Consider the following 20,089-nt stretch of genomic DNA (forward strand, 5'->3'; position numbering starts at 1 on the left):
CCCGCCACGGACGGCAACAGCGACGCTACTGAAGAGGCTGATCAATATCTAGCGTTGTCAATGATCGGTAACACCTGTGGCGGTCAGGATGCCCTTCCGGCCGTCCACACCGGACTTTCAGGCCGAGACGGCCTCCAGGGCGGCGACGGCCGCGCCGCGCGCGCCGGCCATGTCCAGGTCGGGCACCAGCGCGAACGTGGACGCCGCCTGCTGTTCGCGGCGCAGCTGGGTGTGCTCGCGCACGGTGTTGAGGAACCACTGGCGGAAGTGCGGCGCGGCCTCCACCACTCCCCCGCCAAGGAAGTAGGCGGCCGGGTCGGTGAAGTTCGCCGCGATGGTGAAGAGCTTGCCGATGGCCCGGGCCTGCTGCCCGAACACGGCGAGGGCCAGCGGGTCGTCCTTCTCCCCGTACCCGCGGAGCAGCTTGGCCGCCTTGCCGATCTCCTCCCCCGCGAGCGGGTGGTCCGGGAACTTGGCGAGCCAGTACGGCAGCAGGTTCTTGGTGATGCCGGTCAGCGAGGCGATGCTCTCCACGTCGCCCTCGAAGCCGCAGTTGCAGACCGGCATCGGCTGGTCCTGCTCGAGGACGCCCTGCAGCGGGATCTGGACGTGGCCCAGCTCGCCGGCCATGCCCGCGGCACCGCCGATGACCTTGCCCGCCTCGACCACGCCGCCGCCCAGGCCGGTGCCGACGATCGCGGCGACCGAGGACCGGTTCGCCGCGTCCGGGCCGAAGTGCCGGTGGTGGGCGTACAGGGCCGCGGCGTTGGCGTCGTTGTTGTAGATCACCGGCAGGCCGATGCGCGCCTCCAGGGCGCCGCGGATGTCGAAGCCGTGCCAGGAGACCTGGGAGAAGTTCGTCGACCCCTTGGAGGAGATGACGCCGTCGGCGCTGGCCGGGCCGGGGGTGTCGAGGCCGACCGCGCGCACCAGGCTCACGGGCGTGCTGGTCATGGTCAGGATGCCGGTGAAGGCCTCGGCGAGCGACTCGACGGCCGACTCCGGCCCTTCCTGGACCCGGCTCGGGTTCTCCACGAGCCGATCGACGAGAAACTGTCCCGTCGCGTCCAGGACGGTCGCGTTGTTGCAGGTGCCGCCGTTGTCCAGACCCACCACGACCCACGAGGCGGGGGTCCTCACCACATCGATCTGATCCACACCTGCGAGCGTACGTTTTCCCGGGCGCCGAAGCGACGGGTGCGCGCGGATTGCGGCTCGGGAGCCGGCGGTTGCGGGAGCGACGGGCCCGGCCGCACGGGCCGAACAGCCGGGCATGCAGACGATGCCTCAGCCGACCCGCCGCGCCGTGCTCGGTGGCGCCGCCGCCGTGGCCGCCACCGCCGTGGGGGCCCTGGCCGTCGACACGGTCCTGGCCGCGCCCGCCGCCGCCGCGCCCGCGGCCGTGACCGACCTCGTCTGCGCCGACCCGATCGCCCACCTGCTGCGCCGCGCCACGTACGGCCCGACCCCGGCCGCGCTGGCCGAGGCGGCCAGGCTCGGCGTCGCCGGCTGGCTCGACCGCCAGCTCGACCCCGCCGCCATCCCGGACGGCGAGCTGGACGCGCTGCTGACCCGACTGCCGCTGGCCGGCGCCGGCATCACGACCGTACGGGCGAAGCTGCCCGTGCACTCCTACGAAGCGTTCGGCCAGCTGGGCCGCGCCACGGTCGCCCGCGCCATCTGGAGCAACCGGCAGCTGTTCGAGACGGTGGCGGCGTTCTGGAGCAACCACCTGCACGTCACCGCCCCGTCCAGCGGCGTCTGGGACAGCCGCAGCGACTACGACACGTCGGTCATCCGGGCCTTCACGTTCGGGCGGTTCGCCGACATGCTGAAGGCGTCCGCCCGCCACCCGGCGATGCTCACGTACCTGGACAACCGCACGTCGACGAAGAAGCAGCCGAACGAGAACTACGCGCGCGAGCTCATGGAGCTGCACACCGTCGGCATGATCTACAGCGAGGCCGACGTGAAGGCGGCGGCGCGGCTGCTGACCGGGCTGACGGTCGGCTCGACCGGGCTCTACACCTACAGCGCCGCGAAGCACGCCACGGGCACCGTCTCCATCCTGGGCTTCAGCCACCCGAACGCCACGGCGGAGGGCGGCGAGGCGGCCGCGCTGGCGTTCCTCGACCACCTCGCGACCCACCCGGCGACCGCCGAGCGCATCGCGACCAAACTGTGCGTGCGCTTCGTGGCCGACGAGGCCCCGGCGTCGCTGGTCACCCGGCTCGCCAAGGTGTATCTCGACAACGGTACGGCCGTCGCCCCGGTCCTCAGGGCGCTCTTCACCTCCCCCGAGTTCGCCGCGTCGGTGGGCCGCAAGGTCCGCACGCCGTTCGAGGACCTCGCCGCCACGGTCCGCGCGCTCGGTCTGGGCCCCGAGACCTCCGGCACCGCCGGCCTCGACGCGCTCTACAACGCGCTGGTCAACGCCGGCAACGCCCCGTTCCGCTGGGCCCCGCCGAACGGCTTCCCGGACATCGCCGCCGCCTGGTCGTCCCCGTCGGCGTTCCTGCTGCGCTGCAACACCCACCTCAACCTGGCCACCGGCTGGTACCCCAAGCAGCTCACCCGCCCCGCGGACATGCTCAAGGCCCTCGTGCCCGTCCTGCCTCCCACGTACGGCGGGCTCGTCGACGCGCTGGCGGTCCGGCTGACCGGCACCAGGCTTCCCGCCGACCATGTCGCGGCCGTGCTCAGCGTCGCGGGCAAGCTGCCGACGAGTTCTCTGACCGCCAAGGACACGTCGGTGACCGGCAGCCTGCCGTACCTGGTCGCTCTCGTCCTGGACTCGCCGACCTTCCAGCTGAGGTGACCCGATGACCGCAACGACGTGTGGCTGCGACGAGATCAAGACCCTGACCCGCCGGGGGGTGCTCGGCCGCGGCCTCGCGGCCGGTGCGGCGGGTGCGCTGGCCGGCCTGGTCGGCGAGGGCCTCTCCACGCAGCTGGCCTTCGCGGCGGGCGCCTACACCGGGGACACCCTCGTCGTGCTCTCGCTGCGCGGCGGCTTCGACGGGCTCTCCGCGATCGCCCCGATCGGCGACGCCGACTACTACCGGGCGCGGCCCTCGATCGCCCTGCCGAAGAGCCAGGTCATCGGCGGCAACGCCATGTTCGGCCTGCACCCGGCGCTGGCCCCGCTGCTGCCCCTGTGGAACAACGGCAGCCTGGCGGCGGTGCACGCGGTCGGCCAGCCGAACCCGACCCGCTCCCACTTCGCCGCCATGGAGGAGATGGAACGCGCGGCGGCGGGCACCTCGGTGCGCAGCGGCTGGCTGGACCGGATGCTGGGCCTCACCGGCGCGACCGGGCCGCTGGCCGGGGTGTCGCTGGGCAGCGCGATGCCGGCCCGGCTGCTCGCCGGTCCCACCACCGACGTCTCCATGGCGACGGTCGACAGCTTCACCGTCGCCGGCGAGAGCGCCAAGCGCCCGATGACGGCGGCGCTGCGCCGGATGTACCAGTCGGCTCCCGAGCTGCTCGCGGCGCCGGCGCTGGCCGCCGACTCGGCGCTGACGGCGACGGCCTCGGTGCGGGCGACCGCGTACACCCCGGCGAACGGGGCGGTGTATCCGAAGACCCCGCTGGGCACCGCGTTGCGTGACGTCGCCCGGCTGATCAAGGCGAAGGCCGGCCTGGTCGCGGCGGCCGTCGACTCGGGCGACTGGGACATGCACGAGGGCCTCGGTACCGCGGTCAAAGGCCAGCGGATGTACGACAACCTGGCGGAGACGGCGACGGCGCTGGCGGCGTTCGCGGCGGACCTCGGTCCGGACGGCATGGCGAACGTGACCCTGGTGACGGTCAGCGAGTTCGGCCGACGCGTGGCCGAGAACGCCTCCAAGGGCGTGGACCACGGCCACGGCAACGCCATGCTGCTCATGGGCGGCGGCGTGCGCGGCGGCACCGTGTACGCGAACTGGCCGGGCCTGGCGCCGGGTGCGCTGGTCGACGGCGACCTGGCGGCGACGACCGACTACCGCGCCGTGATCGGCGAGATCCTGCAGAAGCGCTGCGGCCTCGGCTCGCTGGCGGACGTCTTCCCGGGCGTGACGCCGGCGTCGTTCGGGCTGGCCACCGCGCGTTAGGAGTCCAGTTCCTGGAACAGGGTGACCTGGAGGCCGGCCGGTGCTTCCAGGCGGGCGTTGAGGGAGCGCCACGGCGTGACCGTCGGCGGGGCCAGTTCCGTGGCACCGGCCGCGGTCGCCTCCCGGGCCCGGGCGGCGGTGTCGTCGATCTCGAAGGCGACCCGGAGGCGCGGCGCGACCTGCCGCCCGACCTCGACGTCGTCGATCATGCGTTTCTGGGCCGGGTTGGCGATCTCCAGCGTGGCCCGCCCGGCGTCGAGGATCACCACGCGGGCATCGCCCTCACCCTCGAACGCCGCCTCCTCCGGCAGGCCGAGCACGTCCCGGTAGAACGCCACCGCTTCGGCGAAGTTCTCGGCCTCCACGACCAGCCGCAGCTGCCGCACCTTCCGTTCCGTCATCCTGCGACCTTAGGCGGCCGACAGCAGACCCAGCATCGAGAGCTTCTCGGCGATCACCTCGGACGTGAACGGCTTGATGACGTACTCGTGGGCTCCGGCGGCGAGGGCGCGCACGATCTGGCTCTGCTCGCTCTCGGTGGTGACCATCATGAGCGTGATGTCGCGCCATTCCTGGCGGGCCCGGACGGCGCCGATGAACTCGAGGCCGTTGAGCTCGGGCATGTTCCAGTCGACCATGACCAGGTCCGGCATGCGGTCGGCGGTGTCGAGGGCCTGCAGGGCGGTGCGGCCGTTGTCGGCCTCCATGGTCTCGCAGCCCACCGCCTCGACGATGCGGCGCAGGATGGCGCGCATGGCGCGGGAATCGTCGACCACCATCACCAGCATTCCAGTCTCCCTCGTGTGACCGGCGGCACTACGCGCCGCTGTGCCTGCTCTATCGGCGGGCATCCCGGGAGGTGAGCAGTCTGGCACGTTGCATTCGCGGAGTGACCCCGCCGGATGATGCATCAGCCGAACCAGGTGATCGCCTGCCCGTGGCCGCGGGTCCAGGCGAGCGGCCGTCCGTCGAGGGCGAGGACGTTGTGGTGGGCGTCGTCCGGCGGCTCGGGAAGCCCGTCGAAGCCGATGACGTCCGGCGCCTCGTTCGAGATCCAGTGGCCCGGCAGGGCGGCCACGGCCTCGGCGAACGCCTTCCGGCGGGGCTCGGGCACGTGGTACATCACCGACGAGTGGAAGACGACGAGGGTGGCGCCCGGCGGCGCCTGCGCGGCGAGGGCCGGCAGGTCGTCCAGCACGTCGCCGCGCACCAGCACCGGCGGGTCGGCGACGGCGACGGCGGCCGCGGCTCGCAACCGCGCGCGGCGGTGGGTGTGCTCCGGCCAGATCAGCGCATCGAGCCACGCCACGTCCGCCGGGTCGGTGACGTCGAGCGGGTTGATGTCCAGACCGGCCCGCCACACGACCTCGGGCCGGCGGTCCGGCAGCGGCGCACCCTGCGCGGCGCAGTCGAGGACGGGCTCGCCGGCGCCGATGACGTGGTCGCCGTACCGGTACGCGTAGCGGTCGGGGTAGAGGCACAGGCCCGCCGAGGCACCGACTTCGAGCAAGGCGAGGGGCTGGGGCAGCGACGCGAGGACGGGTAGCAGCACCGCACAGCGGCCGGGCTCGTTCGTCTGCGTGATCCGGGAGCTCATCTCGGCGGCGATCGCGGGCCAGTGCGCCAGGACGTAGTCGTGGAACGCGGCCGGGTCGTCCACCGGGCCGCCGAGCAGCCGGACCACGCCGAACAACAGGTTGGGCTGCCGCTTGGCCTCGGGCAGGTCGCCGAGCCGCGCCAGCAGCTCGTCGTCGTGGGCCACCGCCGAGGCGAGCCTCTCGTACACGGGCGAGACGCCGCGCGCTTCCCGGGCGGCGAAGTCGAGGTACCGCTGTCCGATCGTCATGGGACAAGCGAAGGGGGTGGCAGGACGCCACCCCCTTCGACCCCTCTCACCCGTGACGGGCGTCTCTCACCGGCTCGCGCCGGAACGCCGCTTGGTCCACACGTCGAAGGCCACCGCGGCCAGCAGCACCGCGCCCTTGACCAGCATGACCTGCTCGCTCGGGGCGCCGATCAGGCTCATGCCGTTGTTGATCACACCCATGATCAGGCCGCCGGTGATCGCGCCGACCACCTTGCCGACGCCGCCCTGGACCGCCGCGCCGCCGATGAAGGCCGCCGCGATCGCGTCCAGCTCGAACGCGTTGCCCGCGGTCGGGTTCGCCTGGTTGAGCCGGCCGGCGAAGATGATGCCGGCGACGGCCGCGAGCACGCCCATGTTGACGAAGAGCCAGAAGACGACGCTCTTGACCTTGACGCCGGAGAGCGTGGCGGCCTGCAGGTTGCCGCCGACGGCGTAGATCTGCCGGCCGAAGACCGCCCGGTTGGTCAGCACGGAGTAGCCGATGACCAGCGCCGCCAGCAGCACGAGCACCCACGGCAGGTTGCGGAACCGGGCCAGCTGCACGATCACGAACATCAGGATCACCGCGGCGATCACGATCTTCGTGATGAACATCGGCAGGGGCTCGACCGCCTGCAGGTAGTGCTGGCGTGCGGCGCGGGTACGCCACTGGGTGTAGACGATCGCGCCGACAGCGACCAGGCCGATCAGGAGGCTGAACAGGTCGGCGCCGCCGAGCGCACCCAGGCCGATGTTGCCCAGGTAACCGTCGGTGAAGCCGTTGGCCAGCGTACGGACCTCGTCCGGGAACGGGCCGATGCCGCGGTTGCCGAGGATCAGCAGCGTCACGGCACGGAACAGCAGCATGCCCGCCAGCGTGACGATGAACGCCGGGATGCCGAAGTACGCGATCCAGTAGCCCTGCCAGGCGCCGATGAGCCCGCCGAAGACCAGCGTGATCAGCAGCGCCAGCGGCCAGGGCACGTCCCAGTTGACCATCATGACGGCGGCGAAGGCGCCGCTGGCGGCCACCACCGAGCCGACCGAGAGGTCGATGTGCCCGGCGATGATCACCATGATCATGCCGATGGCCAGGATCAGGATGTAGGAGTTCTGCACCACGATGTTGCTGATGTTCTGCGGCGCCAGCATGTCACCGCCGGTCAGCACCGTGAACAGGAGCACGATCAGCGCGAACGCGATGTAGATGCCGCTCTGCCGCAGGTTGAAGTTGAACCTCCGCGGCGCGTTGCCCGGCTCGGAGGCCGAGGGCGTGCCGAGCGCGAGGTCGGCGTTGGTGGGTGCCACGCTGGTCACCGCGCGACCTCCTGTCCGTGGGTCATCAGGGTCATCAGACCCTCCTGGGTGGCTTCGGCGCGGGGCACCTCACCGGTGATCCGCCCCTCGGCGAGGGTGTAGATACGGTCGCAGAGCCCGAGCAGCTCGGGCAGCTCGCTCGAGATCACGAGGACGCCCTTACCGGCGTCCGCGAGGCGGTTGATGATCGTGTAGATCTCGTACTTGGCGCCCACGTCGATGCCGCGGGTGGGCTCGTCGAGGATGAGCACGTCCGGATCGGTGAAGATCCACTTCGAGAGCACGACCTTCTGCTGGTTACCGCCGGAGAGCTTGCCGGTGATGCTGGAGACGCTGGGCGCCTTGATGTTCAGCGACTGCCGGTACTCGTCGGCGACCTTGAACTCCTCGTTGTCGTCGACCCAGCCGCTCCTGGCCAGCTTGCGCAGGGCCGCCGCGGAGACGTTGCGCTTGATGTCCTCGATCAGGTTGAGGCCGTAGCGCTTGCGGTCCTCGGTCGCGTACGCGATGCCGTGGTCGATGGCGTCCCGCACCGAGCGCAGGTGGATCTCCTTGCCGTCCTTGTACAGCCGGCCGGAGATGTTCGTGCCGTAGGAGCGCCCGAAGACGCTCATCGCCAGCTCGGTGCGGCCGGCGCCCATCAGCCCGGCCAGGCCGACGATCTCGCCCCGGCGTACCGACAGGTTCGCGTCCTGGACGATCACCCGGCCGTGCTGGGTGGGGCTGTGCACCGTCCAGTCCTCGATGCGCAGCACCTCCTCGCCGACGTGCGGCTCGTGCGGCGGAAATCGGTGGTCGAGGTCGCGCCCCACCATGCCAGAGATGATCTTGTCCTCGGTGACCTCGTCCTCGACGACGCTCATCGTCTTGATGGTGCGGCCGTCGCGCAGGATCGTGATCCGGTCCGCGATGGCCATCACCTCGTTGAGCTTGTGCGAGATGATCACGCAGGTGATGCCCTCGTCCCGCAGCCCGCGCAGCAGGTCGAGCAGGTGCTCGGAGTCCTCGTCGTTGAGCGCCGCGGTGGGCTCGTCGAGGATGAGCAGCCGCACCCGCTTGGACACCGCCTTGGCGATCTCGACGAGCTGCTGCTTCCCGACGCCGAGGTCGAGCACCTGGGTGGTCGGGTTCTCCCGCAGCCCCACGCGGCGCAGCAGCTCCGCGGCGGCGGCGTTGGTCTTGTTCCAGTCGATGAACCCCCGGCTGGCCTGCTCGTTGCCGAGGAAGATGTTCTCGGCGATCGACAGGTTCGGGGCGAGCGCCAGCTCCTGGTGGATGATGACGATGCCGCGGCTCTCACTGTCGCGGATGCCGGAGAACCGGCACGGCTCGCCGGCGAAGATGATCTCTCCGTCGTACGAGCCGTGCGGGTACACGCCCGACAGCACCTTCATCAGCGTGGACTTGCCGGCGCCGTTCTCCCCGCAGATCGCGTGGATCTCTCCCTGGCGCACGTCCAGCGTGACGTCCTGCAGGGCCTTGACGCCGGGGAACGTCTTGGTGATGCCCTGCATGTGAAGGATGGTGTCGGGGCTGGTCACTTCAGGTCGGCCTCGGTGTAGTAGCCCGAGTCGACGAGCTCCTTCTTGTAGTTGCTCTTGTCGACGATGACCGAGTCGAGCAGCATCGACGGGACGACCTTGTTGCCGTTGTCGTAGTCCTTGGTGTTGTTCGTCTTCGGGGTCTGGCCCTTGAGCACCGCGTCGGCCATCTCGACGGTGGTCTTGGCCAGCGCCCGGGTGTCCTTGTAGATGGTGCTGTACTGCTCGCCCTTGATGATCGACTTCACCGACGCCTGCTCGGCGTCCTGGCCGGTGACGATCGGGTAAGGCTGGCCCGCGGTCCCGTAGCCGTTGCTCTTGAGCGCCGACAGGATGCCGATCGAGAGGCCGTCGTACGGCGAGAGCACGCCGTCCACCTTGGCGCCGCCACGGTAGGTGGAGGTCAGCAGGTTCTCCATCCGGTCCTGGGCGACGGCCGGCTGCCAGCGCAGCGTGGCGACCTGCTTGAAGTCGGTCTGGTTGCTCTTGACCACCAGGGTCTTGTTGTCGAGGTACGGCTTGAGCACGCTCATCGCACCGTTGAAGAAGAACGTGGCGTTGTTGTCGTCCGGCGAGCCGGCGAACAGTTCGATGTTCAGCGGGCCCTTCGCCGAGCCCTTCGAGCCGTCGGCGTTGAGCACCTTGAGGCCGGTCAGCAGGGACGTCGCCTGCTGCACGCCGACCTTGAAGTTGTCGAAGGTGGCGTAGTAGTCGACGTTGGGGCTGTTGCGGATGAGCCGGTCGTACGCGATGACCGGGATGTTGGCGGCCTTCGCGTTCTCCAGCTGGGTGGTGATCGCGGTGCCGTCGATCGACGCGATGATCAGCAGCTTGGCGCCCTTGGTGATCTGGTTGTCGAGCTGCTGGGTCTGCGTCGGGATGTTGTCCTCGGCGTACTGCAGGTCGACCTTGTAGCCGAGCGCCTCGAGCTGCTTCTTGACGTTGTCGCCGTCGCTGATCCACCGCTCGGAGGACCGGGTCGGCATGGTCACGCCGACCAGCGCGCCCTTGTTGTCGGCGCCGGCGCCCTGCTGGTCGATCTTCTTCTCGCTGGAACCGCAGGCGGCCATCGCCGCCGCGAGCGTCATGGCCGTGGCCACGGACGCAAGCCGGGTGAACTTCATCTTTGCTCCTTGGGGGGTGGCGGCGATGGTCGAACGAGTGGGACGACTTTCTCGCACGTACGATCAGAAGTGAACAGGTCCGGACATGTTCGTTACCGGGGCGTTACCTTGGCCATTAACTGGGGAACTGGCGGTAATAGGCTTGGTTCCAGCGCACGCGGTCGGTGAAGTCGTGCGCGGTCGTGTGCTGGTCGATCACGAGCAGCTCGGTGTGCAGCATGTGCGCGAAGTCCCGCAGCGGCTCGACCCCGACGGCCTGGGTCAGCACGGTGTGGTGCGGGCCGCCCGCGGTCAGCCAGGACTCGGCCGACGTCGACAGCGACGGCGCCGGCTTCCACACCGCCCGGGCGACCGGCAGCCTCGGCAGCGGCTCGTCCGGCGGCGTCACCTCGATGGTGTTCGCCACCAGCCGGAAACGGTCGCCGAGGTCCGCCATGCCGATCACCACGCCCGCGCCGGGAGCGGCGTCGAACACCAGGCGTACGGGGTCCTCACGGTTGCCGATGCCCAGGGGGTGGATCTCGCACGAGGGGCGGTCCGCCGCGATCGAGGGGCAGACCTCGAGCATGTGCGCGCCGAGGATCTTCGGCTCGCCGGGCCCGAAGTGGTACGTGTAGTCCTCCATGAACGATGTGCCGCGGCCGGTGTCCGTACCCATGGCCTTGACGGCCGCGAGCAACGCGGAGGTCTTCCAGTCGCCCTCGCCGCCGAAGCCGTAGCCGTCGGCCATCAGCCGCTGCACGGCCAGGCCGGGAAGCTGCCGCAGCCCGCCCAGGTCCTCGAAGTTCGTGGTGAAGGCCCCGAAGCCGCCGTCGCCGAGGAACTGCCGCAGACCGGCCTCGATCCGCGCGGCGTAGCGCAGCGACTCGTGCCGGTCACCGCCGCGGGCCAGCTCCGGCGCGATCCGGTACGCGTCCGCGTACTCGGCGACGAGCTCGTCCACGGCCTTGTCCTCGACCGCGTCGACCACCGCCACCAGGTCGTTCACGCCGTACGTGTTGACCGAGACGCCGAACCGCAGCTCGGCCTCGACCTTGTCGCCCTCGGTGACCGCGACGCCGCGCATGTTGTCGCCGAAGCGCGCCAGCCGCAGGCTGCGCAGGTGGGTGACCCCGGCGGCGGCCCGGACCCAGCCGTCGATGCGGGCGACGACCGACGGGTCGGCGGCGTGCCCGGCGATGGTCTTGCGCGCCACCCCGAGCCGGGTCTGGATGTAGCCGAACTCCCGGTCGCCGTGCGCGGCCTGGTTGAGGTTCATGAAGTCCATGTCGATGGACTCCCACGGCAACGCCCGGTTGAGCTGGGTGTGCAGATGCAGCAGCGGCTTGCGCAGCGCGTCCAGGCCGGTGATCCACATCTTGGCCGGCGAGAACGTGTGCATCCACGCGATCACGCCGAGGCAGGCCGGGTCGGCGTTGGCCTCGAGCATGACCGTACGGATGGCCGCACTGTCGGTGAGCACCGGCTTGCCGACGACCTGCGCGCTCAGCCCGCCCGCGACGAGCAGCTGCTGGATCTCCTGCGACTGGGCGGCGACCTGCTCGAGGGTCTCCGGCCCGTACAGGTGCTGGCTTCCGGTCAGGAACCAGATCTGGGGCTTCACTTGGCGGGCTCCTGTCCGTAGGCGTGCTGGTAGCGGGCGTAGAGCGAGTCGACGTCGGCCTGACCGATCGGCAGGGGTTCGCCGAGCTGCCGGGAGATGTGCACCGTGCGGGCCACGTCCTCGCACATGACCGCCGCCTTGACCGCGGCGCGGGCGTCCCGGCCGATGGTGAAGACGCCGTGGTTGCGCATGAGCACGGCCGGCGACCGGTGCCCGCGCAGCGTCTCGACGATGCCGCGGCCGATCGAGTCGTCGCCGATCAGCGCGAACGGCCCCACCGGGATCTCCCCGCCGAACTCGTCGGCGATCATCGTGAGCACGCAGGGAATGGCCTCGCCGCGCGCGGACCACGCAGTCGCGTACGTCGAGTGGGTGTGCACCACGCCACCGACCTCGGGCATGTGCTTGTAGACGTACGCGTGGGCCGCGGTGTCGCTGGACGGGCTGAGCTCGCCCTCGACGAGGTTGCCGTCGAGGTCGGTGACCACCATGTTCTCCGGGGTGATCTCGTCGTAGCGCACCCCGGACGGCTTGATGACCAGCAGGTCCTCGCCGGGCACCCGGGCCGACACGTTGCCGGCCGTCCACACCACAAGCTCGTTGCGCGGCAGCTCGGCGTGCAGGTCGGCGACCTGCCGGCGGAGCTCGCGGATGCGGCTCGAGACGATCATGAGACCACCGCCCGGCGTCTGATGGCCCGCAGCTTGCGCATGACCTTGTTCTCGCCCCGGCCGAAGTAGTCGTGCAACCGGGTGTACTCCTCGAACAGCTCGTCGTAGACGGCGCCCGCCTCGGGGTCGGGGCGCCACACCGCGTCCTGCTTGCGGCCCATCACCGCGGCGGCGGCCCGCACGTCCGGGTACGCCCCCGCGGCGGCCGCCGCGTGGATGGCCGAGCCCAGCGCCGGCCCCTGGTCCGAGCCGATCACCGACAGCGGGCGCCGGAGCACGTCCGCGTAGATCTGCATGACCAGCGCGTTCTTCATGAGGCCGCCGGCCACGACGAATTCGTGGACGGGCACGCCGGCGCGGTCGAAGGCTTCGACGATGGTCCGCGTACCGAAGGCGGTGGCCTCGATGACCGCGCGGTAGACGTCCTCCGGCCGCGTCGCGAGGGTCTCCCCCACCACCAGGCCGGACAGCTCGTGGTCGACCAGCACCGACCGGTTGCCGTTGTGCCAGTCCAGCACCAGCAGACCGTGCTCGCCCGGGCGCTGCCCGGCCGCCAGCTCGGTCAGCTGCTCGTGCGTGTACGTCGGCGGCACGTAGTGGGCGAAGATGTCGCCGACCCCGCTCTGCCCGGCCTCGTAGCCCCACAGCCCGGCGACGATGCCGCCGTCGACCACGCCGCACATGCCCGGCACCACGGCGGCTTCCGCCCCGTTCATGACGTGGCAGGTCGAGGTGCCCATGATGGCCACCATCTGCCCCGGCTCGAGCGCCTGCGCGGCGGCCGACGTGACGTGAGCGTCCACATTGCCGACCGCGACGGCGATGCCCTCGGGCAGTCCGGTCCACTGCGCCGCCCGCGCGCTCAGCGTGCCGGCCGCCTCCCCGAGCAGCCCGATCGGCTGGTCGAGCTTCGCGGCGACGAAGCCGGCGAACGCGGGGTTCAGCTCGCCCAGGAACTCCGGCGACGGGTAGTGGCCGTCCTGCCGGATGCCCTTGTAGCCGGCCGTGCAGGCGTTGCGCACGTAGGAGCCGGTGAGCTGCCAGACGATCCAGTCGGCGGCCTCGACCCAGCGGTCCATGGCGGCGTAGACGTCGGGGTCCTCCTCGAGGACCTGCAGGCCCTTGGCGAACTCCCACTCCGAGGAGATGAGCCCGCCGTAGCGGGCCAGCCACGGCTCGCCCCGCTTCGCGGCGAGCTGGTTGATCCGGTCGGCCTGCGGCTGGGCGGCGTGGTGCTTCCAGAGCTTCACGTACGCGTGCGGCCGGTCCGCGAACTGCGGCAGCTCGTTGAGCGGCGTGCCGTCGGCGGTGGTGGGCACCATCGTGCAGGCGGTGAAGTCGGTGCCGATGCCGATGACCTGCGCCGGGTCGATGCCGGCGGCGGCCACCGCGGCCGGCACGGCGTGCTGCAGCACCTCGACGTAGTCGGCGGGCACCTGCAGGGCCCAGTCGTGGCCGAGCCTGGTGCCGCCGGGCAGCGCGTCGGTGAGGACGGCGTGCGGGTACTCGTGCACGGCGGACCCGAGCTCGGCGCCGTCGGCGACGCGGACGACGACCGCGCGCCCCGACAGCGTCCCGAAGTCGACACCGATCACGTAGGACATGTCGAGGTACCTCCACGGGGGGATTGGCGGCGTGCGTCGAGTGTGAACGCTAACAATTTCGGTTGTCAAGATGAGCCGGGCCGCCGATTGTTAGCGATAACAATGACGGCGTCGGCGGGGCTGCCCCATCCCGGCCCGCTGACCTGCGTAGGCTCAGCGGTGATGGAAGAAAGCCCTGCTCCCGTACCGCCCGGTGGCCATGTCGTCATCGACGGCGGCGGCGACGACGGTTTCCGCTCCCTGCGCCGGCCCGCCCGGCCCCGCGCCGAGCGGTACGAGCTCGGCCGGTCCCTGCGCGAGCGCTCACCGCGCTCCGACCTCGCCCAGTGGACGCCCGCGCCCGGCCGGCCCGACCCCGTCGACCAGCTCGTCGACGCCCACCAGGGACGGCTCGACTGGCTGATCCCGGTCCGGGTCGGGCGGATGATCGCCTCGCCGTACGCGTTCCTGCGCGGCTCGGCGAACATCATGGCCGACGACTTCGCCGGGCTGCCGCACACCGGCATCACCCCGGTGATCTGCGGCGACGCCCACCTGGGCAACTTCGGCTTCTACGCCTCGCCCGAGCGCGAGCTGGTCTTCGACCTCAACGACTTCGACGAGGCACACCCCGGCGCCTGGGAATGGGACCTGCGCCGGCTGGTCACCAGCGTGTACGTCGCAGGGCGGCAGAACGGGTTCCGCGAGCACGACTGCGGCGACGCCGTCCGGCACTGCGTCCAGGAGTACAGGGAACAGATCGGGCACCTCGCCGAACAGCCGCTGCTCGCCCGCTCCTTCGACACGGTCGACGTCGACGACCTGCGCAAGGCGGCCACCAAGGCGAGCTTCAAGGACGAGATCGAACGTGCCGCCCGCCGCGCCCGCCGCCGCACCAGCGACCGCGCCCTGCCGCGCTTCACCGAGCAGCGCGACGGCACCGTCAAGCTGGTCCAGGAGCCGCCGCTGATCACCCGGCCCAGCGACACCGACCTCGAGTACCTGTCCGCGGCGCTGGACGGCTACCTGAACACGCTGCCGCCGCACTGGGCGCGGATCCTCGCCGGGTACAGGATCGTCGACATCGCGCACAAGGTCGTCGGGGTGGGGTCGGTCGGGCTGCGGGCGTACGTGGCGCTGTGCGAGGGCAGCAGCCCCGACGACGTGGTGTTCCTGCAGCTCAAGCAGGCGCGGCGGTCGGTCATCGCGAAGCACCAGCACGGCGCGGCGGCCTGGCACCGGCACCAGGGGCAGCGTGTGGTGGAGTACCAGCAGGCGCTGCAGACGGTCAGCGACCCGCTGCTCGGCTGGACCACCGTCGGCGACGTGCAGTACTACGTGCGGCAGTTCCGCGACATGAAGGGCGCGATCATCATCGAGGACATCAATGCGTCGGCGCTCGAGGACTACGCCGGTATCTGCGGCTACCTGCTCGCCAAGAGCCACGCGCGTACCAGCGGGGCGTCGATGATCTCCGGGTACATCGGGGGCAGCGACAAGCTCGACGAGATGCTGTGCAAGTTCGCCCGGGCGTACGCGGACCAGGTCGAGCGCGACCACGAGCGCCTGGTCTCCGCCGTCCGCGCCGGCGCCCTCCCGGCGGAGAAGGCATGACCGACTGCACCGAGCTGACCGGACCGGCGCTGCACGCCTGCCGCGACAGCGAGGGCCAGGAGGGCATGCCAACGGGAGGACGAGCGTGAGCGGGCGGGTGAGCCTGGACTCCCCGGCGGTCCAGGAGTTCTGGCGCGAGCGGCATCTGTGCACGCTGACCACGTTGCGGGCCGACGGCTCGCCGCACGTCGTACCGGTCGGGGCGACGCTCGACCCGGAGGCGGGCCTGCTGCGCGTCACCGCCTCACGAACCTCGGCCAAGGTGCGGCACGTGCTCGCCGGGGCGCAGCAGGTCGCCGTCTGCCAGGTCGACGGCGCGCGCTGGTGCACGGTCGAGGGCATCGCCGTGGTCCGCGACGACCCCGGTGCCGTCGCCGAGGCCGTACGCCGCTACGCCGAGCGCTACCGGCAGCCGCGCCCGAACCCCGAGCGGGTCGTCCTCGAGGTGACGATCACCAGGATGCTGGGCTCGGCGCGGCTCACTGAAAGCTCACCAGCTCCGGAACATTCCTGAACCTGAGCAGGTCGGCCGCGCCGTACCGCTTGACGTCCTCGTCGTAGAAGAGCTTGTAGCCGAGGTGGAACTGCTGGGGGCGGCGCAGGCGGTTCCAGGTCGCGTTCTTCTCGGACCGCGTACCGAACCCGTCGACGTGCTGGACCATCGCCAGGCCGGGCCGTTTCTCGATCCTCGCCACGCCGGGCAGCATCGACGCCCGGAACTGGTGCAGCACGAACAGCTTCTCCGGCAGCGCGTGCCGCGTCACCAGGCCGGCGACGTACGCGGAGACCCGGTTGACCTCCGCCGGGCCGACCCGCCCGATGGTCTTCCCGGGCACCTTGCCGGCCGGCATCCGCCACTCGGGGTCGAGGGCCAGCCCGACGTGCGGCTGCACCAGGAACCGCTCGAGCCGCCGGGCCTGCGGCAGGAAGTCACCGCGGCCCGGCTGCAGATCCAGGATGACCAGGACCTTGTGGCGCTTCGCCTGGTCGACGTAGTGCGCGATGCGGTCCAGGGGGATCATCCGGCTGTAGTCGCCGTCCTCGCCCGGCCCGGCCTGGGCGACGCTGGCGATGAGCTCGTAGGCGACCTGCACCTTGCGGCCACCGGCGAAGGGTTTCGCCGCCGCGCGCAGCCTCGGCAGCATCCTGTCCGGGCTGCCCTCACCCAGCACGCCGAGAGCGGCGTTGCCGGCGGTGCCGTAGTAGGCGACGACACGGTAGGCCGGGAAGACCTTCGTGCCGCCCAGCGGCAGCTCCTTCGGCGGCGGAGCGGGATCCACGGGCGCCGGCGCCACGCTCGCGGGCGCCCGTGACGGCGTCGCCTCCTCGACGGGCCGGCCGTCGCTGCTGCAACCGGCGAGGGCGGCGACGGTCAGGACGGTGACAGCACGGCGAGCCAGCACATCGACCTCCATGTCCACGGGCTCGGGCCACCGTATACCCGGACCGGGTTGGGTACGCGGGCTCATCCGCCGCCGCCCGCCGTGGCGGCAGGGTGATCTCCCATGACCTCCGCCACGCTCTCCGCGGCCCGGCTCGCGGCCCGCACCCCGGCCGCCCGGGACCGTTACGTCGACCTGCTCCGGGTGGTCTCGCTCGGTGTCGTGATAGCCGGGCACTGGCTCATGGCCGTACCGGAAGCCGGCGGTGACCGGATCACCAACGTCCTCGCCGTCGTCCCGGTGCTGCAGCCGCTGACCTGGCTCTTCCAGGTCATGCCGCTGTTCTTCATGGTCGGCGGCTTCGCGCACGCCACCGCCTGGGCGTCGATCGCCCGCCGCGGCGGCGGCTACGCCGACTTCGTCCGGTCGCGGACCCTGCGGCTGTTGCGCCCGGCATCGGTGTTCCTCGGCGTGTGGCTGGCGGCGGCGCTCGCTGCCGCCCTGGCCGGGCACGACCACGGGATCGTGCGGGTGGCGCTGCGGACCGTGGTGCAACCACTGTGGTTCCTCGGCGTCTACCTGGCCCTGGTCGCGCTCGCCCCGGTCATGCTGCGGCTGCACCGCAGGTTCGGCGGACGCGTCCCGGTCGTCCTACTGGGCGCGGCCGCCGTCGTGGACGGCCTGCGTTTCCACGGGTACGCCGGACCCGCGGTCCTCAACCTCCTGCTCGTGTGGGCCGCGATCCACCAGCTGGGCTTCCTGTACGCGGACGGCACCCTCCCGCGGTACGGCGCCCGCCTCGCCGCGGGAGGCCTGGCCGGGCTGCTGCTCCTGACGACCGTGGGGCCGTACCCGGTGTCGATGGTGGGGGTACCCGGTCAGCCGATCTCCAACATGTCCCCGCCGACGCTGGCGCTGGCGGCCCACGCGCTCTGGCTCACCGGCCTGGCGATGCTGCTGCGCGCGCCGGCCACCCGCCTGCTCGCCCGGGCGCGCGTCTGGCGAGCCGTGGTCGCGGCGAACGGGCTCGCGATGACGGCCTTCCTCTGGCACCTGAGCGCCGCATTCGTGCTGCTCGCGACGTTCCGGTCGGGGATCGGCGGCACCCCCGGCACGGCATCGTGGTGGCTCACCCGGCCGGTGTGGCTGGCAGCGGCCGCGGCCGTCACCGCGGCGTTCGTGGCGGCCTTCCGGCGCTTCGACACGCTGCGGGACGCCGACATCGCGCCCTCGGCTCCGGCGGCACGCGCGGCCTTCGGGGCGGGAGCGTGCACGCTGGGAGTGCTCGGAGTCTCCGCGGTCGGCTTCGGCGGACTGCTCGAGGGCCGCACGGCGCTGATGGCCGGGATCCCGGTGACCGCGCCGGTCGCGCTGGTGCTGATGGCGCTCGGTGCCGCGCTCCTCCACCGGCGCGGAGTAGCGTGGCGGAGGTGACGGACTCGTCGATCGAGCTGCTGGACGGCATGCCGGTTGCGCTCGGCGGGCCGCGCGGCATGGAGGTCACGCGGACCCTGCCCAGCAAGCAGCGGCGCATGGTGGGCGCGTGGTGCTTCCTGGACGCGTACGGGCCGCACGACCTGAGCCGGTCGGCGGGCATGCGGGTCGGGCCGCACCCGCACATCGGGCTGCAGACGGTGAGCTGGCTGGTGCAGGGCGAGATCCTGCACCGGGACAGCCTCGGCAGCCGCCAGGAGATCCGGCCCGGTCAGCTCAACCTGATGACGGCGGGGCGGGGCATCTCCCACTCGGAGGAGACGCCGTCGGAGCACAGTGCGGTACTTCAGGGCGTACAGCTGTGGGTAGCGCTGCCCGGCAGCGACCGCGACATGGCCCCGGCCTTCACCCACCACGACGACCTCCCGGTCCTGACCGAGCCCGGCATGACCGCCACGGTCCTCATGGGCGACCTGGCAGGGGCACGATCCCCGGCGCGGTGCCACACCCCGCTGACGGGCGCCGAGATCACGCTGGCGGCCGGCACGGCGGCCCGGCTTCCGCTGCAACCCGGATACGAGTACGCCGTCCTGGTGCTGGACGGGACGGTGACCGTGGCGGACGTGCCCGCCGGCCCCGGCCTGTTGGTGTACCTGGGCGACGGCCGGTCATCGCTGTCGCTGACGGCCGGCCCCGCGAGCCGCGTGATGCTGCTCGGGGGCGAGCCGTTCGAGGAACAGCTCGTGATGTGGTGGAACTTCGTCGCCCGCGACCACGAGGAGATCGTGGCGGCTCGGGAGGACTGGGAGACGGCGGGTCGGTTCGGGCAGGTACGCGGCTACGACGGGCCGCCGATCCCCGCGCCGCCGATGCCGATCACGCGCCTGGTCCCCCGCGGGCGCGTGCGCTGACCGCCGCGGCACCCGGATCTCCGGCACCCCGGCCTCTGGCGCGCCGAGCCCTCCGGCTCGCCCGAGCTTTCCGGCCCGCCCAACCCTCCGGCCCGCCCAACCCTGCGGCCCGCCGAGCCCCAAGCTGATCAGCCACGTTTGCCAGCGGCGATGTCGCACAAAGTCGGCTTGACGCTGGTCGCGGGGCGGCGGATCGTCGGAGATGCATCGTTTGTCACGCGGGCCTGAGGAGCGTCATGAGCCTGCTGGACGTGGGAAAGCTCGCCATCGTCACCCTGACACCCACCCTCGTGGGCGCGGCCGTCGTCTACGCACCCAAGCTGTGCGCGCGCATCGCCGCACGCTGGCCCGACCGCACCGAACGCGAGCCGCGGCCACTCGGACCGCCGATCGAACAGCTGGCCGCGGACCTGCGCCGCCTCCTGCGCCTGCACGACGAGCTGACCCGCTCGGCCCACGTCGCCATGCTGGCCCACCGGCTCTGGGCGGTGGAGGCGGCGATCGCGGCACGAGCCGTCGAGGCCGCCCAGGCGCTCGACGTGCCGCACCGAGCACCGGGAAAGCCGGGTGAGCTGACCCGCGGGGAGCTGATCGCCCTGCTGCACCGGCTCGCCGACGCGGGACTGGTACTGCCCGCAACAATCGGGCATTTCACCCGGCATGGCCGCCTCTGACCGGGCCTCGATCCCCATCGACGGCCTTGTGCGCGACATCCGCCGTGACCATGCGCGAGCTGGATCGGACAGGGCAACCACCGCGTCGGTGTCGGGTATCCGTCACTTCATCGGGAGGCCGTCGAGGCGGCTCGCAAACGGTGCCAAAAGGGTCCGGCGCCGAGCCGGGGTGACCCGTCTCCACCACGGCGCCACCCTGTGCGCCCTGGTGCGAGGTCCCACGACGTGGTCGTCCACACGGTCACGTTCTGTAGCCGCACCCGTGAAGCGGTTTCCCGTGGCTGCGGATGCGTTT

Annotated in this window: 18 protein-coding genes; 7 read left to right on the forward strand and 11 right to left on the reverse strand. The window is 71.4% G+C overall.

Annotated elements, in window-relative coordinates; translation table 11 throughout:
* Positions 1-117: 117 nt before the first annotated feature.
* A complete protein-coding gene (locus AB0J80_RS26875; protein ID WP_364710080.1) occupies positions 118-1,158 on the reverse strand; it encodes an ROK family protein in 1,041 nt (346 codons plus the stop codon).
* Positions 1,159-1,273: 115 nt separating this feature from the next.
* On the opposite strand from AB0J80_RS26875, the gene AB0J80_RS26880 reads away from it, so the two are divergent.
* Positions 1,274-2,818: a DUF1800 domain-containing protein gene (locus AB0J80_RS26880; RefSeq protein WP_364710082.1), complete on the forward strand. Its 1,545-nt coding sequence runs from the start codon at positions 1,274-1,276 to the stop codon at positions 2,816-2,818.
* 4 nt (positions 2,819-2,822) lie between these two features.
* Entirely contained in the window at positions 2,823-4,094 is a 1,272-nt protein-coding gene (locus AB0J80_RS26885) for a DUF1501 domain-containing protein (RefSeq protein WP_364710084.1), read from the forward strand.
* Here the strand turns inward: AB0J80_RS26885 and AB0J80_RS26890 are convergent.
* From AB0J80_RS26890 to araB, 9 genes are all read right to left on the reverse strand, one after another.
* Positions 4,091-4,495, reverse strand: coding sequence for a VOC family protein (locus AB0J80_RS26890; RefSeq protein ID WP_364710085.1), 405 nt, complete (start codon positions 4,493-4,495; stop codon positions 4,091-4,093). The two genes, AB0J80_RS26885 and AB0J80_RS26890, sit on opposite strands and share 4 nt — an antisense overlap.
* A gap of 9 nt (positions 4,496-4,504) precedes the next feature.
* Complete coding sequence (locus AB0J80_RS26895; protein ID WP_364710088.1) at positions 4,505-4,882, reverse strand: response regulator; 378 nt, start codon at positions 4,880-4,882, stop codon at positions 4,505-4,507.
* Between the two features lie 122 nt (positions 4,883-5,004).
* A complete protein-coding gene (locus AB0J80_RS26900) occupies positions 5,005-5,940 on the reverse strand; it encodes a DUF2332 domain-containing protein (protein ID WP_364710089.1) in 936 nt (311 codons plus the stop codon).
* A 66-nt stretch (positions 5,941-6,006) separates the two neighbouring features.
* Positions 6,007-7,257, reverse strand: coding sequence for a multiple monosaccharide ABC transporter permease (mmsB, locus tag AB0J80_RS26905; protein ID WP_364710092.1), 1,251 nt, complete (start codon positions 7,255-7,257; stop codon positions 6,007-6,009).
* A complete protein-coding gene (gene mmsA, locus AB0J80_RS26910; RefSeq protein WP_364710094.1) occupies positions 7,254-8,771 on the reverse strand; it encodes a multiple monosaccharide ABC transporter ATP-binding protein in 1,518 nt (505 codons plus the stop codon). Before mmsA ends, mmsB begins: the two co-directional genes overlap by 4 nt.
* Positions 8,772-8,794: 23 nt before the next feature.
* Positions 8,795-9,922: a multiple monosaccharide ABC transporter substrate-binding protein gene (gene chvE, locus AB0J80_RS26915; RefSeq protein WP_364710095.1), complete on the reverse strand. Its 1,128-nt coding sequence runs from the start codon at positions 9,920-9,922 to the stop codon at positions 8,795-8,797.
* Between the two features lie 115 nt (positions 9,923-10,037).
* On the reverse strand, positions 10,038-11,525 hold the full coding sequence (gene araA / locus AB0J80_RS26920) for an L-arabinose isomerase (RefSeq protein ID WP_364710098.1): 1,488 nt from the start codon (positions 11,523-11,525) through the stop codon (positions 10,038-10,040).
* Positions 11,522-12,196 carry an L-ribulose-5-phosphate 4-epimerase gene (locus AB0J80_RS26925; protein ID WP_364710100.1) on the reverse strand — a complete coding sequence of 225 codons (675 nt, stop codon included), beginning with the start codon at positions 12,194-12,196 and terminating at the stop codon, positions 11,522-11,524. Before AB0J80_RS26925 ends, araA begins: the two co-directional genes overlap by 4 nt.
* The gene (gene araB / locus AB0J80_RS26930) at positions 12,193-13,800 is read right to left on the reverse strand and encodes a ribulokinase (protein WP_364710103.1); all 1,608 of its coding nucleotides are present in this window, start codon (positions 13,798-13,800) and stop codon (positions 12,193-12,195) included. Before araB ends, AB0J80_RS26925 begins: the two co-directional genes overlap by 4 nt.
* A 162-nt stretch (positions 13,801-13,962) precedes the next feature.
* On the opposite strand from araB, the gene AB0J80_RS26935 reads away from it, so the two are divergent.
* Both AB0J80_RS26935 and AB0J80_RS26940 read left to right on the forward strand, forming a co-directional pair.
* A complete protein-coding gene (locus AB0J80_RS26935) occupies positions 13,963-15,393 on the forward strand; it encodes a DUF2252 domain-containing protein (protein ID WP_364710106.1) in 1,431 nt (476 codons plus the stop codon).
* Between the two features lie 85 nt (positions 15,394-15,478).
* Complete coding sequence (locus tag AB0J80_RS26940) at positions 15,479-15,907, forward strand: TIGR03618 family F420-dependent PPOX class oxidoreductase (RefSeq protein ID WP_364710107.1); 429 nt, start codon at positions 15,479-15,481, stop codon at positions 15,905-15,907.
* Here AB0J80_RS26940 and AB0J80_RS26945 read toward each other — a convergent pair.
* Complete coding sequence (locus AB0J80_RS26945) at positions 15,873-16,814, reverse strand: hypothetical protein (protein WP_364710109.1); 942 nt, start codon at positions 16,812-16,814, stop codon at positions 15,873-15,875. The genes AB0J80_RS26940 and AB0J80_RS26945 overlap by 35 nt on opposite strands.
* Positions 16,815-16,898: 84 nt before the next feature.
* On the opposite strand from AB0J80_RS26945, the gene AB0J80_RS26950 reads away from it, so the two are divergent.
* The 3 genes from AB0J80_RS26950 to AB0J80_RS26960 all read left to right on the forward strand — a co-directional run bounded on the left by AB0J80_RS26950 (position 16,899) and on the right by AB0J80_RS26960 (position 19,794).
* Positions 16,899-18,209, forward strand: coding sequence for an acyltransferase (locus AB0J80_RS26950; protein ID WP_364710112.1), 1,311 nt, complete (start codon positions 16,899-16,901; stop codon positions 18,207-18,209).
* On the forward strand, positions 18,206-19,120 hold the full coding sequence (locus tag AB0J80_RS26955) for a pirin family protein (protein WP_364710115.1): 915 nt from the start codon (positions 18,206-18,208) through the stop codon (positions 19,118-19,120). Before AB0J80_RS26950 ends, AB0J80_RS26955 begins: the two co-directional genes overlap by 4 nt.
* 236 nt (positions 19,121-19,356) lie before the next feature.
* Positions 19,357-19,794 carry a hypothetical protein gene (locus tag AB0J80_RS26960; protein WP_364710117.1) on the forward strand — a complete coding sequence of 146 codons (438 nt, stop codon included), beginning with the start codon at positions 19,357-19,359 and terminating at the stop codon, positions 19,792-19,794.
* Positions 19,795-20,089 lie beyond the last annotated feature (295 nt).

Origin of the sequence: Actinoplanes sp. NPDC049548 (assembly GCF_040676695.1) — a bacterium.
GTDB lineage: Bacteria > Actinomycetota > Actinomycetes > Mycobacteriales > Micromonosporaceae > Actinoplanes.

Bases quoted from the DNA above. Each gene is read 5' to 3' on its own strand.
- AB0J80_RS26900 (WP_364710089.1), bottom strand. From the start codon at position 5,940: ATGACGATCGGACAGCGGTACCTCGACTTCGCCGCCCGGGAAGCGCGC.
- araB (WP_364710103.1), bottom strand. From the start codon at position 13,800: ATGTCCTACGTGATCGGTGTCGACTTCGGGACGCTGTCGGGGCGCGCG.
- AB0J80_RS26950 (WP_364710112.1), top strand. From the start codon at position 16,899: ATGACCTCCGCCACGCTCTCCGCGGCCCGGCTCGCGGCCCGCACCCCG.
- mmsA (WP_364710094.1), bottom strand. From the start codon at position 8,771: ATGCAGGGCATCACCAAGACGTTCCCCGGCGTCAAGGCCCTGCAGGAC.
- AB0J80_RS26880 (WP_364710082.1), top strand. From the start codon at position 1,274: ATGCAGACGATGCCTCAGCCGACCCGCCGCGCCGTGCTCGGTGGCGCC.
- AB0J80_RS26960 (WP_364710117.1), top strand. From the start codon at position 19,357: ATGAGCCTGCTGGACGTGGGAAAGCTCGCCATCGTCACCCTGACACCC.
- AB0J80_RS26890 (WP_364710085.1), bottom strand. From the start codon at position 4,495: ATGACGGAACGGAAGGTGCGGCAGCTGCGGCTGGTCGTGGAGGCCGAG.
- chvE (WP_364710095.1), bottom strand. From the start codon at position 9,922: ATGAAGTTCACCCGGCTTGCGTCCGTGGCCACGGCCATGACGCTCGCG.
- AB0J80_RS26925 (WP_364710100.1), bottom strand. From the start codon at position 12,196: ATGATCGTCTCGAGCCGCATCCGCGAGCTCCGCCGGCAGGTCGCCGAC.
- AB0J80_RS26895 (WP_364710088.1), bottom strand. From the start codon at position 4,882: ATGCTGGTGATGGTGGTCGACGATTCCCGCGCCATGCGCGCCATCCTG.
- AB0J80_RS26885 (WP_364710084.1), top strand. From the start codon at position 2,823: ATGACCGCAACGACGTGTGGCTGCGACGAGATCAAGACCCTGACCCGC.
- AB0J80_RS26935 (WP_364710106.1), top strand. From the start codon at position 13,963: ATGGAAGAAAGCCCTGCTCCCGTACCGCCCGGTGGCCATGTCGTCATC.